Raw genomic sequence first — 14,212 nt, 5'->3', positions numbered from 1 at the left:
CCGTCGGCGTGCCGTTCTGTCGCGAGTGAAAGTGAGCATGCAGGCATATCTGGAATGGCCCGGTCGTCGCGTTGCGACCCGCAACGCTGCGTCGATCTTCGACGAAGTCATCGACCGCAGGCACGCCAATTCCCTGAAATGGGCGTTCGGCGAGCGGCTCCTCGCCGCCGATGAACACGCGGCCGATCCGTTGCCGATGTGGGTCGCGGACATGGATTTCCGCGCGCCGCAGCCCGTCATCGATGCGCTGCACGACGCGGTGGAGTACGGCGTCTTCGGGTATTCGCGCGGGGCGACCGATAGCTATGTGCGCGCCGTCGTCGACTGGCAGGCAAAGCGGTTTGGATGGCACGTAGACCCGGAATGGGTGCTGCAGTCGAGCGGTGTCATCACGGCGCTGAAGACGGCCATCCAGGCGTTCTCCGCACCGGGTGAAAGCGTCCTGATCCAGCCGCCCGTCTATGCGCATTTTCACGACGACGTGCTGCTGAACGGGCGCCGGCTGGCACTCGCGCCGCTCGAGCGTGCGGGAACGGCTTACCGTTTCAACGAGAAGATGTTCGAGGCCGCCATCCGCGACGACACGCGGCTGTTCATCCTGAGCAACCCGCACAACCCGACCGGCAACGTGTGGAGCGCAGGCGAACTGCGCGCGATGGGTGAAATATGCGCGCGGCGCGGCGTGCTGGTGATCGCGGACGAGATTCATCAGGACCTGGTCATCAATCCGTCGAAACGGCATGTGCCGTTCGCATCGCTCGGCGACGCGTTCGCGCGAAACAGCATCACGTGCACGGCGCCGAGCAAGACGTTCAACCTGCCGGGCCTGCAAAGCGCGAACCTGTTTGTGCCGGACCGCCGCGTGCGCGACGCGTTGCGTCGGCAGTTCGACCGGAACATGTATCAGTCGGTGAATACGCTCGGCATGGTCGCAGCGGAGGCCGCCTATACGCACGGCGAGCCGTGGCTCGATGCGCTGTTGCCGTATCTTCGCGACAACCACGTCCATTTCCGCAATGCGATCCACGGGATGACGTCAAGGATCGAAGTCCTGCCCGCCGACTCGCTTTATCTGTCCTGGATGGACTGCCGCGGGCTCGGCATGGACGCCGATGTGCTCAACCGGTTCATGCTGACCAAGGCCCGGATCTGGCTGGACAAGGGGCAGAAATTCGGCCTCGAGGGGCACGGCTATATGCGCGCGAACCTCGGGTGCCCGCGCGCCGTCGTCGACGACGCGATCGATCGCCTCGCCAACGCGCTGGCCGCGCTTTGAGTTGCGCCGCGCGCGGCGGCGCCGACGGGAACAGCCGGAACGGCGGATGACGGGAAACGAACTGCCCGGCGCGACGTCGTCGGGCATCGACCCGTGATGACGGCCGACTGGCCGGCGCGACACACGTGACGATGAACGGAGCGGCACGCAAGCGAAGCGTTCATTTACATCAGTACTGCGAACAGTATGACCGCGGGACGACGGAGCGATCGGCATGCGCGTCGCGACATCCTCGCGCGGCGAAACCGGCGCGGACGGTCTGGTCGTCAGGACGCTCTACCAGACCTGAATACACGATTACACGAATACACGACAACCCCCATGGAGGCGACATGAAGCAAGACGACCAGACCCCGGCATACGAACGGGAGGACCTAAAACGGGATCTGTCGAACCGGCACATCCAGATGATCGCGATCGGCGGCGCCATCGGCACCGGGCTGTTCTACGGTTCATCGTGGGCGATCCGCACGGCCGGGCCGGCCATCCTGCTGGTCTACGCGCTCGCGGCGATCGCGATCTACTTCGTGATGCGGGCGCTCGGCGAGATGGCCGTCGAAGAGCCCGTGTCGGGCTCGTACGTGTCGTATTCGAACCGCTACATTCACCGGTTCGCCGGCTTCCTGAACGGCTGGAACGCGTTCATCTTCCTGCTCGCGACGAGTGCGGCGGACCTGAACGCATTGGGGAACTACGTGCACTTCTGGTTCCCCGCGATTCCGATCTGGGTGACGGCCGGTGCGGCGGTCTCGTTGATGTTTTTCGTCAACATCATCGGCGTGAAGATATATGGCGAGGCGGAGTTCTGGTTCGCGCTGGTAAAGGTGGTGGCGATCGTCGCGATGATCCTGTTCGGCGCCGGCATGATCATGTTCGGCATCGGCAACAACGGGGTGCCGATCGGTTATCACAACCTCGTCGCGCACGGCGGTTTCTTCGCGAAGGGGTTGGGCGGCACGTTCCTGGCGATCGTGATGGTCGCGTTCTCGTTCGGTGGCGTCGAGAATCTCGGGCTCGCGGCCGGCGAAGCGAAGGATGTGAAGACGACGATGCCGAAGGCCGTCAATTCGACGTTCTGGCGCCTGCTGATCTTCTATGTCGGCGCGATCGCGGTGCTGCTGATGGTGTTTCCGTGGACGTCGCTGACCACCAAGGGCAGCCCGTTCGTCGACGTGTTCACGAAGATCGGCATTCCGGCGGCGGCGGGCATCATGAACCTCGTCGTGATCATGGCCGTGCTGTCGGCGGTGAACGCGAGCGTGTTCACGAACAGCCGCACGTTCTACAACCTGTCGCTGCAGAAGAACGCGCCGGCGTTCCTCGGTGTGGTCAACCCTCGCAAGGTGCCGCATCGCGCGATCCTGATGGTGTTCGCAACGATGTTTGCCGGCGTGCTGCTGAACTACATCATGCCGGAGCAGGCGTTCGAGCTGTTCTCGTCGGTGACGGTGTTCGCGCTGGTGTGTGCGTGGGGCTCCATCGTGATCAGCCATCTGAAGTTCCGCAAGATCCGGATGCTGAATGGCGACGCGGACAAGATCGCGTACCGGATGCCGTTCTACCCGTACAGCAACTACCTGGCGCTGCTGTTCGTTGCCGCGGTGATGGTCTGCATCGCGATCCTGCCGGACATGCGGATGTCGCTGATCGTCTCGGCGGTGTGGGTCGGCGTCGTGTTCGTCGCGTACAGGATTCACACGCGGCACGAGACCGCGCGCGACGGGGCGCACGAGGCGGCGCGCGATCCGAAGGACGTGCCGGCCTGACGGATGTCCGGCCGTGCGATCGCCGCCGGCGGGCAGCCCCGAATCGAACCGGGGCTGCCCGCTTCATCGCGACCGGGGCCGACTCACGTGGTCGGCAGTTGTGCGTGCGCGTCGAGCACGCGTGCCGAGCAGGTCAGTTGCGGCCGGCCATCACGCCGCCGTCCACGTCCCAGATCGCGCCCGTGACCCAGCCTGCCTTGTCCGACAGCAGGAACGCGACGACCTCGGCGACGTCCTCCGGCGTGCCGACGCGGCCGATCGGATGGAAGCCGTTGAAGCCCTGCAGCGCCGCATGCACGTCGGCCTTCGGAATGAAGCCTTCGTAGATCGGCGTCTGCACCACCGCCGGCGACACCGCGTTGACGCGAATGCCCTTCGGCGCCAGTTCCATCGCGAGGTGCTGCGTCAGCGAATGAAGGCCGGCCTTGGCCATCGAATACGCGGACGACGGCGTCGCGGCGATCGCCTGCTTCGCCCACATCGAACCGATATTGACGATCGCGCCGGGGCGGCCCTTCGCCACCAGGTTGGCCGCGACCTTCTGAGTGATGAAGAAGGTCGCCTTGTTCAGCTTCATATACTGGTCGTAATCGGATTCCTGATGCTCGAGGAACGGCTTCGGGAAGAACACGCCGGCCGCGTTGACCAGCAGGTCGACGTCGGCATGCTCGGCGTCGATGCGTTCGAGCAGTGCGGCCAGGCCGGCGTCGGCGGACAGGTTGGCGGTCAGCGCGCGGACGTCGCCGAGCGTGGCCAGTTCCTTGCGCGCTTCCTCGGTCTTCGCCGGGCGATTGCCGACGATCACCGCGCTGCCGCCTGCCGCGAGAATCGTTCGCGCCGTCTGCAGACCCATGCCGCTGGTGCCGCCGACGACCAGCAGCTTCCTGCCGTTGAATGCATTGCTCATGTTGAAAATCTCCGTGTCCGCCCGTCGATCGACAGGCGTTGGTTGAAGAGCGGCGGCGCGCGACGATTTCGTGCGTCGCACGCGCCATGCTTGGCGATCGGAGGAGGTCGGTTGATAGAAAAACCATTTGTCCCGATGTCACGCGGTATGTGTGACCTGTCGTGCGGGAATCACGTTAACCTTTGATCTGATGTGGATTTTTCGCCGATTCGGTTCTCGGGACAAACGAGATAAAGTGTTCGACAACGAAAGAAAATCTTTGCTTCGATGAAGCCATGAAGTCACCGGTCCATTTGAACGCGTTGCGCGCATTCGAGGCGAGTGCCCGCCATCAGAGCTTTTCCGCGGCGGCCGCCGAACTGCACGTGACGCCGGCGGCGGTCGGCCAGCTCGTGCGTACGCTGGAGGAGTGGCTCGGCACGCCGCTGTTTCATCGCGGCACCAGCGGCCGGATCCGGCTCGTGCCGACCGAAGCCGCCGAGCGCGCGCTGCCGCACATCCGGACCGGCTTCGACACGCTCGCGCTGGGGTTGGAGCTGCTCAAGGAGGGTTCGGCGAGCGGCGTGCTTACGGTGGCCGTCAGTCCGGCCTTTGCCGCGAAATGGCTGTTGCCGCGCATCGAGAGCTTCCAGGGCGCGTGGCCCGACACCGACGTGCGGCTCGACACCAATCTGAAGCCGGTGGATTTCGTCGCGCAGCGGATCGACATCGGCGTGCGCTACGGCACCGGGCACTGGGCGGGGCTCGCGGCCGACAAGCTGATGGACGAGGAGGTCTATCCGGTGTGCTCGCCGAAGCTGGCGGACGAGCGCCGCCGCTTGCAGCGGCCGGCCGACCTCGCGCGGGAAACACTGATCCACGACCTGTCGATGGACAGCCAGACCGGCTTTCCCGCGTGGGATACGTGGCTGCAGCGGGCGGGCGTCAAGGATGTCGCCGTGTCGCGCCGCATGCAGATCAACAATTCGGCGGCCGTGCTGCAGGCGGCGATCGACGGGCACGGCGTCGCGCTCGCGCGCAGCGTGATGGCGCGTGACGACCTCGCGGCGGGGCGCCTCGTGCGGCTGTTTCCGGACATCGGTTTCGCGTCGCCGCTCGCGTACTACGTCGTGTACCGCCCCGAGTGCGCGGGGATGGCGAAGCTCGCGGCGTTTCGCGACTGGCTGCTGGCGCAGGCCGCGACTTAGCCGCGCGAGCGCGAGGCGTGCACGTCAGCCGCGGTCCGGCGCGCCGGCGTGTTCCGTCGAGAGCAGCGGCCCGTGCGTGCCGGCTTCGTCCGCGCGGCCGCGCATGTACGCTTGCGGGCTGCTGCCGAGCTCGAGACGGAACGCGTAGACGAATGCGGACGTCGAGCCGTAGCCGAGTTCCATCGCGGTGCGCGTGACGCCGAGGCCGCCGCCCAGTAGCTCGATCGCGCGGAACAGGCGCATGCGCCGGCGCCAGCTGCGCAGGCTCATGCCGGTCTCGGCCACGAAGCGGCGTGCCAGCGTGCGTGCCGACATGCCGAGCATCCTGCCCCATTCCTCGGGCCCGCGCGGATCGGCGGGGTCGGTATAGAGTGCCTCGCACAGCGTGGCGAGCGCGCCGCCCCGCGGCCACGGCAACGCCGCCGGCAGCGTCCGCGCGCGGCGCAGCTGGTCGAGGATCAGGTGGGTGATGCGGTCCGCATAGCCGTCGCGATCGGCCTGGCCGTCGATCGCGGTTGCCTCGATGACGAGCGCTTTCAGCAGCGGTGAAACCGCGAACACGGTCGGGTGCCCGGTCGGCAGCGCCTGTCCGATCGCTTCCGCGATCCACAGGCTGCGGAATTCGGCACCGAGCAGCGAGCCGACGCGATGGCGCAGCCCGCTGGGCAGCCACACCGCCTGCTCCGGCGAAATGACGAACGACTTGCCTTCGACGATGACCGTGAGCGCGCCGGAAATCGCATAGACCATCTGGTGCCAGCGATGCGCATGCTCGGGAAAGCGGTGCCGCGGCGGGATGGCCTGCGCACGCACCTTCAGCGGCGCAGGGGGCGCCACGCCTGCAGGCGGTTCGATTGTCTCCCACGTCATGGTCGTTCTCCGATTGGCAGATATTCTATATATATTGGCAATCAATCGAAATACCGACAACGGGAAAATTGGTCTAATGACCGTGGTTGCTATCCCGTCGCACGGGATCGGCGACCCCGCACCGCCGCAGCCCGGCGCCCTCGCATTCCACCGGAGTAATCTGCTTCATGGCCCGTCACGACCGCTACAGCCTGCCTCTCTCGACGACTTCCGACCTTGCGGCCGAGCGCTATCGTGCGGGCATCGATCTGCTGCTGTCGCTGTGGCCGGGTGCCGCTCAAACGCTGGACGAGGCGATCGCGGCCGATCCCGACTTCGCGCTCGCGCATGCCGCGCGGGCCCGCCTGCATGCGATTCGCGCGGAAGTCACGGATGCCCGCGCGAAGATCGCGACAGCGCTCGAACTCGTCGAGCGCAACGGCACCGAGCGCGAGCGCAGCCATGTCGCGGTGCTGTCGCATGCGATCAACGGCCGCTCGGCGAAGGCGCTCGCCGATGCGCTCGCGCATGCGGACACGTGGCCGCGCGACATCGTGATCCTGTCGCTGCCGCTCGGCGCGTTCGGCCTGTTCGCGTTCTCCGGCATGGCCGACCATGACCAGGCGCGTGTGGATCTGTGCGAACGCCATGCGCGCCACTTCGACGCGGACGACTGGTGGTTTCTCACCTATCGCGGCTGGGCGCACGGCGAGAACGGCGACGTGCGGCTCGGCCGCGCGCTGACCGAACGCGCGCTGGAGCTGCGACGCCACAACGTGAACGCCGCGCATGCGGTCGCGCACGTGCTGTACGAATCCGGCGCAAACGACGACGCGCGGGCGATGATCGCCGGCTGGCTGCCCGAATACGATCGCAGCGGCGTGCTCCATAGCCACATCGCGTGGCATGCCGCGCTGATCGCGCTGGAGCGCGGCGACACGGACGGCGCGCTCGCGATCTACGACGCGCACGTCGCGCCGTCGGCATCGCTCGGCGTGCCGATCAACGTGGTCAGCGATACGGCGTCGTTCCTGTGGCGCATGCAGGCATACGGCCACACCGTGCCGGAAGGGATGTGGGACGACGCAGCGCGATATGCGTCGGGCTATTTCACGCAGGCCGGCTTTGCGTTCGCGGACGTGCACATGGCGCTGATTGCCGCGGCTACCGGCGACCACGCTGCGCTCGCGCAGCGCGTGGACGAGCTGACCACGCTCGTCGACACGGCGAAGCTGCCGGCCGGCCCCGTCGTTCCGGCGATCTGCCGGGCCGCGCTCGCATTCGCCGAAGATGATCCCGCGCGCTGTGCGGAGATACTCGAGCCCGTCGTACGTGAGGTCGTCCGCATCGGCGGCAGCGGTGCGCAACGCGAGATCGTGCAGGACACGCTGCTGGTCGCATGGATGCGAAGCGGCAACGTGGAGAAGGCGCGCGCGCTGCTCGACGAACGGCTGCATCGCCGCCCGTCGCCGAGAGACTCGCACTGGCTCGGCCAACTGGCCAGCGCATGACGCGCGCGTCGGTGACGGCGCCGGCTTCACGATCGGCGCCGCACGTCGGCTGACGCTACCGAACGAAAGCGGGGCGGCAGGCAACCGACACCGGTCGGCGCCGGGCCATTCCAATTAAATAGTTTTACTGATCAACTGTCCGATGGTTTATGCATGCCGCCGGGCACCGCCTGGCGTGCGGTTGGGGAAGTCGAATGAATTCTGGTGACATGGTGACGCGCGTCGCGTTGCGCAGGCGGCTCGTCGACGCGATCGGGCCGGTGGCCGCGATCTCGATCGCGCAGCTGTTCGGCACGGCGCTCTGGTTCAGCGCGAACAGCGCGGCCGCGGACCTGATGCGCGTGTGGCATGCGAGCGCGACCGACATAGGCTGGCTGACCAACGCGGTGCAGCTCGGCTTCATTCTCGGCACGCTGACGATCGCGCTGAGCGGTGCCGCCGACCGCTTTCCGGCGAGCCGGATCTTCGTGTGCAGTGCGATCGCGGGCGCAGTGTTCAACGTGTGCTTCGCATGGTTGTCCGGCGGGCTGGTGTCGGGCGCCGTGTTCCGGTTCGGCGTCGGCATATGCCTGGCGGGCATCTATCCGATGGGCATGAAGCTGATCGTCGGCTGGGTGCCGGATCGGGCCGGGCCGGCACTCGCGCAGCTGGTCGCGATGCTCACGCTCGGCACCGCGCTGCCGCATGCGATGCGCGTCGTCGGTACCGGCCTGTCATGGCAATGGGTGATCACCGCGTCGTCCGGCCTCGCGCTGATCGGCGCGGGCGTGATCGCCATGCTCGGCGACGGGCCGCATGCGCGTACGCGCGGTCGCATGCCGTCCGCGACCGGTCGTGCGGCATCGGATCCGCCGCCATCGGTCGCGCAGGCATTCCGGATCCGCGCCTTTCGCGCGGCGACGTTCGGATACTTCGGCCACATGTGGGAGCTCTACACGTTCTGGACCATCGTGCCGCTGCTTGTCGCGCGCACGTCGATCGCGTCGCATGTCGCGCACGCCGGTGTTTCCGGTATCGCGTTCGGTGTGATCGGTGTCGGTGCGCTCGGCTCGCTGATCGGCGGTGGCCTGTCCGCGCGGATCGGCAGTGCGAAGGTCGCCATCGGCGCGCTGACCGTGTCCGGCCTCTGCGCGCTCACGTTTGCGACGACGTGGCGTTTTCTTCCGCCCGCGGCCATGGCGAGCCTGCTGATCGTGTGGGGCGCGTCGGTCGTCGCGGATTCGCCGCAATTCTCGGCGCTCGCGGCGAATGCATGCCCGCCGGTGCTGGTCGGCAGCGCGCTCGCAATCCAGAACTCGATCGGGTTCGCGGTCACGGTCGTGTCGATCGCCGCCACGACGACGTTGCTCGAGCACGTCGGGCTCAATGCGACGTGGCTGCTGGTGCCGGGGCCGTTGTTCGGGCTGGCGTCGTTCGCGTTGATGTCGCCCGCCGCGCGGGACAGCCGGCGCGCGGCATGACGTTGCCGCATGCAACGAACGGAGACCGCGCATGCTAGATCTTCAGTACCTGTCGATCCTGATGGAAGTCGAGCGTCTCGGCAGCGTGACGGCCGCGGCGGAGCGGCTCAACGTGACGCAATCGGCGCTGTCACACATGGTCCGCAAGTTCGAGGAGCGGCATGGCGTCAAGCTCTGGACGAAGAACGGGCGCGGGCTGCGGTTCACGCAGGCCGGCGAGTACCTGCTGTCGCTGGCTGAACGCGTGCTGCCGCAGATCGAGCATGCCGAGCGCACGCTCGTCGATTTCGCGGAGGGGCGTCGCGGCGCGCTGCGCGTCGGGATGGAGTGCCATCCTTGCCAGAAGTGGCTGACGCGACTGACGTCGCGGTACCTCGCCACATGGCCGGATGTCGACTACGACGTCCGCACGGCATTCCGATTCGACGGCGTGGCCGCGCTGCTCGGCTTCGAGATTGACCTGCTGATCACGCCAGATCCGGTTGACCTGCCCGAGCTCGCGTTCGTGCCGATCATCGACTACGAACTGGTGCTCGTCGTGCACGACGCGCACCCGCTGGCGGCGCGCGAGTTCGCGCTGCCGCGCGACCTGCTTGACGAAGAGCTCATCACGGTGCCGGTCGACAAGGAGCGGCTCGACATCTACACCCGCTTTCTCGTGCCCGGACACTGTCGGCCGAAGTTTCACCGGACCGCCGAGCAGACCGACCTGATGCTGCAACTCGTCGCGGCGCGGCGCGGCGTGGCGGTGCTGCCGGACTGGCTGGTCGTGGAGGAGGGCGCGCCGTTCCCAGTGCGCACGGTGCGGCTCGGGCCCGAGGGCATTCGCAAGCAGATCAATCTCGGAGTCCGGCGCGGCGACGAGGAGATCGCCTACATCGCGGGATTTCTCGCACTGGCCCGCGATGCGGGGATCGGGGCCGGTCACGACGCCGGATGACGCGGCCCGTGCGCGCCGTTCAACCGGCCGGACGTTCCGTACGCGCCATCGACAGAACCATACGGAACTTGACGTCGCCCGAACGCATCCGGCGGTAGGCGGCGTTCGCCTGCTCGAGCGGCATCACTTCGATCAGCGGGCGGGCACCGGACAACACGCTGAACCCGAGCACCTTCTCGCTTTCGTACGGCGTTCCGGTGAGCGAACCCGCGATGCTGCGTTCGCCGCCGATCAGATGCCCCGTCGACACGGAAAGCGGATCCTTGCCTGCGCCCAGCAGCACGAGACGCCCCTGGGGCGCCAGGCCGGCCAGCAGGCTGGAGACGGTGTCGCCATGGGCGACGGTCGACACGATCGCGCGGGCACCGCCGAGGTGCCGCAGCCGTGCCGTGGCATCTTCCGCATGGCTGTCGACGTAGACGTGCGCGCCGAGCGCCACCGCATCCGGTGCGATGTCGCTGCCGCGACCGATTGCGATGACCTTGAAGCCCATGCGGCGCGCGTATTGGACGGCCATGTGTCCGAGTCCGCCGATGCCGAGGATCGCGACGACGTCGCCGGGCTCGGCGCCGCATTTCCGGAGCGCGTTGAACGTGGCGATGCCAGCGCAGAGGAGCGGCGCCGCTTCCTCGGCGCCCAGTTCATCGGGAATCGACACGAGGCCGGTGCTGCGCGCAAGCATCATTTCCGCGTAGCCGCCGTCGCACGTCGAGCCGACGTCCGGCTGGTTCTCGCACAGCTGGAAGTTGCCTTGCCGGCATTGGGTGCAGGCGTTGCAGTGGCCGCCGAGCCGGCCCACGCCGACCCTTTGACCCACCGACCAGAGCGGCGGCACGCCCGGACCGACCGCGGCGATGCGCCCGACTACTTCGTGTCCCGGTATGCGCGACCCACAAGCAGCCGGATCGACGTGTTCGATGTCGCGTGTATCCGCACCGCAGATGCCGCATGCGTCGACGGCGATCAGCACGTGCCCGGGGCCCGGAGTCGGGACGGCCCGTTCGACCAGTTCGAGTACGCCCGGCCGGGTGATCTGCATTGCGCGGTAGGTTGTCTGATTCATGATCTGTCATCCAGGTAGGTTGTGATGCGCGGAGAAGTTTTCGGTATCCGGATTGACTACTGACTACCGAGCGATTCGAGCAACCGGATACCGTGCGCGGCGGCATCGACGGCGCCGGCGACGTAGCCCGGGAACGCTCTCGACCATTCGCTGGCGATGCCGATCAGGCGCCGGTGCCACGGACCGGACGGCACGCCGGGTGATGCGGGCACCGGCTGTCCCGCGTTACCGTCGCGATCTTCGAGCGTCGCGGTATGGGCGTCGCGCGACCAGTCCTTGATGAAGTCGGCTTCCGGGAGCGCGGCCGGGGAGCCGAACAGGCGGGCCAGCTGCGTGCGGCAATGCGCGCGCAGCACATCGTCCGGCACGCGGGCCAGCACGCTTGCCGGCATGCCGAAGAAGCCGAACAGCGCGGCACCGCCGCCCTCGATCGATGCATCGTGGATCTCGCCCAGCGGGCCGCATGCGCTTCGGGCTTCGCCGGACAGGCCGTGCTCGCGCCAGAACGGCGTGCGATAGTGCGCGACATACTTCGCGTGCGGTGCCATCCAGGTCGCGGTGTGCCGCCACTGTCGTGCAAGGGGTGCGGGCAGCGCCGGCGCGAACCCGATGCGTTCCACGGCCAGGCGTGGTGGTACGGCCAGCAGCACATGCGCGACGGACGTCGTCGTCGCCCGGCCGGTGGCATCTTCGCTGTCCACGTCGATGCCAGCCTCCGTGCAACGCAGCCGTCGTACCGTTTCGCCGATGAGGAGGGGTGCCGGATCGAGTGTGCCGGCCAGCGCATCGATCAGCGCGGACATGCCGCCGACCAGCCGCGTCGACGCGGGGTAGGTTGCGTAGCCGCGCATCCGGACGGGTGGATCGTTGCGCGATCGCTCGACGATCATGTCGCCCTTGGCCGGTTGCTCGAACGTCGCGAGGCCGAGTTCGCGCACGAGTGCGGCGAGCTGCGGCTGAACGTCGGGCCAGAACCAGGTCGCGCCGAGATCGAACCGGTCGGCGCGACCGTTCCGGTCTGCCGTGCCGCCAATCGACGGCGCTGGCGCCGGCGCCAGTGCGGGTGACGCGACGGATGCAATGCGTCCACCCAGCGCCTCTCGTGCCTCGAACAGCACGTAGTCCCGGATCCCGCGCTGCTCGAGCAGGCATGCGGCATACAGTCCGCTCAGTCCGCCACCGACGATGGCGATGCGTGGTGCCGGCATGGTCAGGCTCCCGTTTCGGCGTGGGTCAGATGGCCCGTCTTCAGGTAGACGGTCGCGCCGGCGACGAGGTCCGGCGTCATGCCGGCCGGGAAACGCATCCACGCGCCGCGCACATGCGTGCGCCGATGCGTCGCGAGCGCGCCAGCCAGCACGAACAGCTCGGCACCGTGCGCGGCGGTGCCGCGGAACAGCGGTTCGCTGGTCGCGAGGCGGTGCAGCGTGACCGTTTCCGCGTCGCTTTCGAACAGCGGGCAGACAAGTCGACGGTCCGTGCGATGCCACGACGACGGCGCGCGCGTATCCACGCGGGTCGGCCGGCTTTCATACGACGCCATCTGCCGCAGCTTGACGAAGATGACGGCACCGCCGGTGCTCGACGGCTGATGGGACGATCCGGGCGGATTGCGCAGGTACCAGCCGGCCGGGTAATGCCGATCGCCTTCCGAAAAGACGCCCGACAGGACCAGGATCTCCTCGCCGCCCGGATGCGCGTGACGCGGGAAGGACGCGCCGCGTGCATAGCGCACGACACTCGTCGCACGCGCCTGGTCGCCGCCGGTGCGGTCGAGCATCACACGTTCGATGCCCGTCTGCGGGGACGCGATCCACCGGTATTCGTCGGCGCCGACGGCGACACGGCGCGAAAAATCTGCGTTGACTATCATGCTGGGGGCGTGCGTCGTGACCGGTTCCGGCTGACCGGAACCGGTCACGACGGCGTGTCGGATGCGTTGCGTCGCGTCAAGCGACTTGATAAACGCGCACATCCGGCGCGGCGTCGAGCAGCGGCTTGAGCGCGCCGGCCACATCCGTTTCGAACAGGTCGCTCGACAGGTAGCCGAGCGCGTTGGCTTCGCTGTCGAACCCGTGCAGGACCTGCACGTCCTCGTCGCGCACCAGCAGTTCCTTCGACCGTGCGCCCGCGATCGTATTGAGGAACGGCGCCTTGTATTCCTGATAGACGCGTGCGGCGGCCGCGCGGTTTGCCGCTGTGATCCTGAGCGTGATCTGCAGATAGAACATCTGAATCTCCTTGGTCGGTGCGCCGGGCCTGCGATTGCCGTGATGGCAAGAGAAGCGGGGCCGGCGCCGGTTCGTCACGTGCGGCGACGCCGCAACGCGAGTGCCATTTTTTTGCACGGCGCCGGGGCCGACAAGTGAGATTAACTGTCTTTACCATAAAGAAAATGTATGTCGTAGCAGGCGGGCTCGCGCACTTGGTACGATCGCGCGTATCGCCCACGCTGGCTTCGCACGCTGAGGCCTCTTGGCCGCGCGGCAGCGTGTCGGCACGGCCACGTTTGGGTGAGGCGCTCATGCTGTAGGCGTGCATGGTCTTTCTGACTGGCGCGTGTCTCGAGAAGTTGTGCTCTATCTCTTCGGACTTGCGATACCAGATCCCGTGATTGGCGCGCTGCTGTTGGTCGGCTTCGTGATGCCGCGCTGCGATCGCGGCGAACGATGTCATTACGCGTGCGTTGCGGCACCGCAGCGGGCATGCCGTAACTAACCTGCAGCGATATGCTGCTGCTCGTTGTAGCCGGTCTCGGTCATTGGTGCCTCGTCCACTCCGCGCAAGAGCGTAAGCCCCAGGTCATCGGCGATCTGGCTCTTCTTTGTGCCTTCCTCCCCCCGTCGGAAACCATTCTTACAGGCTCCAGGAATCAGAAAGTTGCCGGGCGAGGGGAAGCTTGACCTTGTCCCATTCAGTTGCGGGGCGGTTGCGGCTCCGATCGCAGGAGAAGATATTTGAGGAAGTATCCTCTATGCATCATTAGGAAGATGAATCGTAGCTTCCATGAAAGTAACGGCATTTCCGCTCAGGAAGACGCGTGTATCAGCTAACTCGCATTCAAGCCATCCGCCACGATGTGAGGCCTGATAGGCGATAAGTGAGCTTCCCCTGAAATTTCGCCTTCCAATAGGTCGTGTGTAAACTCGACGGAAAGGAAGGAAGTTAGGCATGTTTGGACCGGCCAGAGTTTCATAGACACTCACGAGCCGTTTAGCGCGTAGCGCCGCTCAAACTCTACAGGTGACAGGTC

The 14,212-nt window shown here is 66.8% G+C and carries 12 protein-coding genes; 6 read left to right on the top strand and 6 right to left on the bottom strand.

All coding sequences use genetic code 11. The features are described 5' to 3' along the window. Positions 1-37: 37 nt before the first annotated feature. Positions 38-1,276 carry a MalY/PatB family protein gene (locus DIE11_RS34810; protein WP_124489672.1) on the top strand — a complete coding sequence of 413 codons (1,239 nt, stop codon included), beginning with the start codon at positions 38-40 and terminating at the stop codon, positions 1,274-1,276. 332 nt (positions 1,277-1,608) lie between these two features. Beyond that, complete coding sequence (locus tag DIE11_RS34805) at positions 1,609-3,042, top strand: amino acid permease (protein ID WP_124489671.1); 1,434 nt, start codon at positions 1,609-1,611, stop codon at positions 3,040-3,042. 133 nt (positions 3,043-3,175) lie between these two features. Here DIE11_RS34805 and DIE11_RS34800 read toward each other — a convergent pair whose 3' ends face one another. Further along, positions 3,176-3,949 (bottom strand): SDR family NAD(P)-dependent oxidoreductase, encoded by a 774-nt coding sequence (locus DIE11_RS34800; protein WP_124489670.1) that lies wholly within the window; start codon positions 3,947-3,949, stop codon positions 3,176-3,178. 275 nt (positions 3,950-4,224) lie between these two features. Between DIE11_RS34800 and gcvA the strand changes: the two genes are divergently transcribed. Next, entirely contained in the window at positions 4,225-5,136 is a 912-nt protein-coding gene (gene gcvA / locus DIE11_RS34795; protein ID WP_124489669.1) for a transcriptional regulator GcvA, read from the top strand. Between the two features lie 24 nt (positions 5,137-5,160). On the opposite strand, the gene DIE11_RS34790 is transcribed toward gcvA, so the two are convergent. Continuing rightward, on the bottom strand, positions 5,161-6,006 hold the full coding sequence (locus tag DIE11_RS34790) for a helix-turn-helix domain-containing protein (protein WP_124489668.1): 846 nt from the start codon (positions 6,004-6,006) through the stop codon (positions 5,161-5,163). Between the two features lie 167 nt (positions 6,007-6,173). On the opposite strand from DIE11_RS34790, the gene DIE11_RS34785 reads away from it, so the two are divergent. The 3 genes from DIE11_RS34785 to DIE11_RS34775 all read left to right on the top strand — a co-directional run bounded on the left by DIE11_RS34785 (position 6,174) and on the right by DIE11_RS34775 (position 9,896). Continuing rightward, positions 6,174-7,496, top strand: a complete 1,323-nt coding sequence (locus tag DIE11_RS34785; RefSeq protein WP_124489667.1) for a tetratricopeptide repeat protein — start codon at positions 6,174-6,176, stop codon at positions 7,494-7,496. Between the two features lie 194 nt (positions 7,497-7,690). Next, positions 7,691-8,956 carry an MFS transporter gene (locus DIE11_RS34780; RefSeq protein ID WP_260430315.1) on the top strand — a complete coding sequence of 422 codons (1,266 nt, stop codon included), beginning with the start codon at positions 7,691-7,693 and terminating at the stop codon, positions 8,954-8,956. Between the two features lie 31 nt (positions 8,957-8,987). Further along, positions 8,988-9,896 carry a LysR family transcriptional regulator gene (locus tag DIE11_RS34775; protein WP_124489666.1) on the top strand — a complete coding sequence of 303 codons (909 nt, stop codon included), beginning with the start codon at positions 8,988-8,990 and terminating at the stop codon, positions 9,894-9,896. Positions 9,897-9,915: 19 nt separating this feature from the next. Here DIE11_RS34775 and DIE11_RS34770 read toward each other — a convergent pair whose 3' ends face one another. The 4 genes from DIE11_RS34770 to DIE11_RS34755 form a co-directional block, all read right to left on the bottom strand. Then, positions 9,916-10,959, bottom strand: a complete 1,044-nt coding sequence (locus DIE11_RS34770) for an alcohol dehydrogenase (protein WP_124489665.1) — start codon at positions 10,957-10,959, stop codon at positions 9,916-9,918. 56 nt (positions 10,960-11,015) lie between these two features. Further along, a complete protein-coding gene (locus tag DIE11_RS34765) occupies positions 11,016-12,167 on the bottom strand; it encodes an FAD-dependent oxidoreductase (protein ID WP_185633869.1) in 1,152 nt (383 codons plus the stop codon). A 2-nt stretch (positions 12,168-12,169) separates the two neighbouring features. Continuing rightward, entirely contained in the window at positions 12,170-12,832 is a 663-nt protein-coding gene (locus tag DIE11_RS34760; protein WP_124489664.1) for a cupin domain-containing protein, read from the bottom strand. A gap of 76 nt (positions 12,833-12,908) precedes the next feature. Next, positions 12,909-13,190, bottom strand: coding sequence for a hypothetical protein (locus DIE11_RS34755; RefSeq protein WP_124489663.1), 282 nt, complete (start codon positions 13,188-13,190; stop codon positions 12,909-12,911). Positions 13,191-14,212: the final 1,022 nt, after the last annotated feature.

This window comes from Burkholderia sp. Bp9012 (genome assembly GCF_003853825.1).
GTDB lineage: Bacteria > Pseudomonadota > Gammaproteobacteria > Burkholderiales > Burkholderiaceae > Burkholderia > Burkholderia diffusa.
This window is presented reverse-complemented; position numbering and strand designations above follow the sequence as displayed.

Bases quoted from the DNA above. Each gene is read 5' to 3' on its own strand.
- DIE11_RS34805 (WP_124489671.1), top strand. From the start codon at position 1,609: ATGAAGCAAGACGACCAGACCCCGGCATACGAACGGGAGGACCTAAAA.
- gcvA (WP_124489669.1), top strand. From the start codon at position 4,225: ATGAAGTCACCGGTCCATTTGAACGCGTTGCGCGCATTCGAGGCGAGT.
- DIE11_RS34780 (WP_260430315.1), top strand. From the start codon at position 7,691: ATGAATTCTGGTGACATGGTGACGCGCGTCGCGTTGCGCAGGCGGCTC.
- DIE11_RS34785 (WP_124489667.1), top strand. From the start codon at position 6,174: ATGGCCCGTCACGACCGCTACAGCCTGCCTCTCTCGACGACTTCCGAC.
- DIE11_RS34765 (WP_185633869.1), bottom strand. From the start codon at position 12,167: ATGCCGGCACCACGCATCGCCATCGTCGGTGGCGGACTGAGCGGACTG.
- DIE11_RS34760 (WP_124489664.1), bottom strand. From the start codon at position 12,832: ATGATAGTCAACGCAGATTTTTCGCGCCGTGTCGCCGTCGGCGCCGAC.
- DIE11_RS34770 (WP_124489665.1), bottom strand. From the start codon at position 10,959: ATGAATCAGACAACCTACCGCGCAATGCAGATCACCCGGCCGGGCGTA.
- DIE11_RS34775 (WP_124489666.1), top strand. From the start codon at position 8,988: ATGCTAGATCTTCAGTACCTGTCGATCCTGATGGAAGTCGAGCGTCTC.
- DIE11_RS34755 (WP_124489663.1), bottom strand. From the start codon at position 13,190: ATGTTCTATCTGCAGATCACGCTCAGGATCACAGCGGCAAACCGCGCG.
- DIE11_RS34810 (WP_124489672.1), top strand. From the start codon at position 38: ATGCAGGCATATCTGGAATGGCCCGGTCGTCGCGTTGCGACCCGCAAC.
- DIE11_RS34800 (WP_124489670.1), bottom strand. From the start codon at position 3,949: ATGAGCAATGCATTCAACGGCAGGAAGCTGCTGGTCGTCGGCGGCACC.
- DIE11_RS34790 (WP_124489668.1), bottom strand. From the start codon at position 6,006: ATGACGTGGGAGACAATCGAACCGCCTGCAGGCGTGGCGCCCCCTGCG.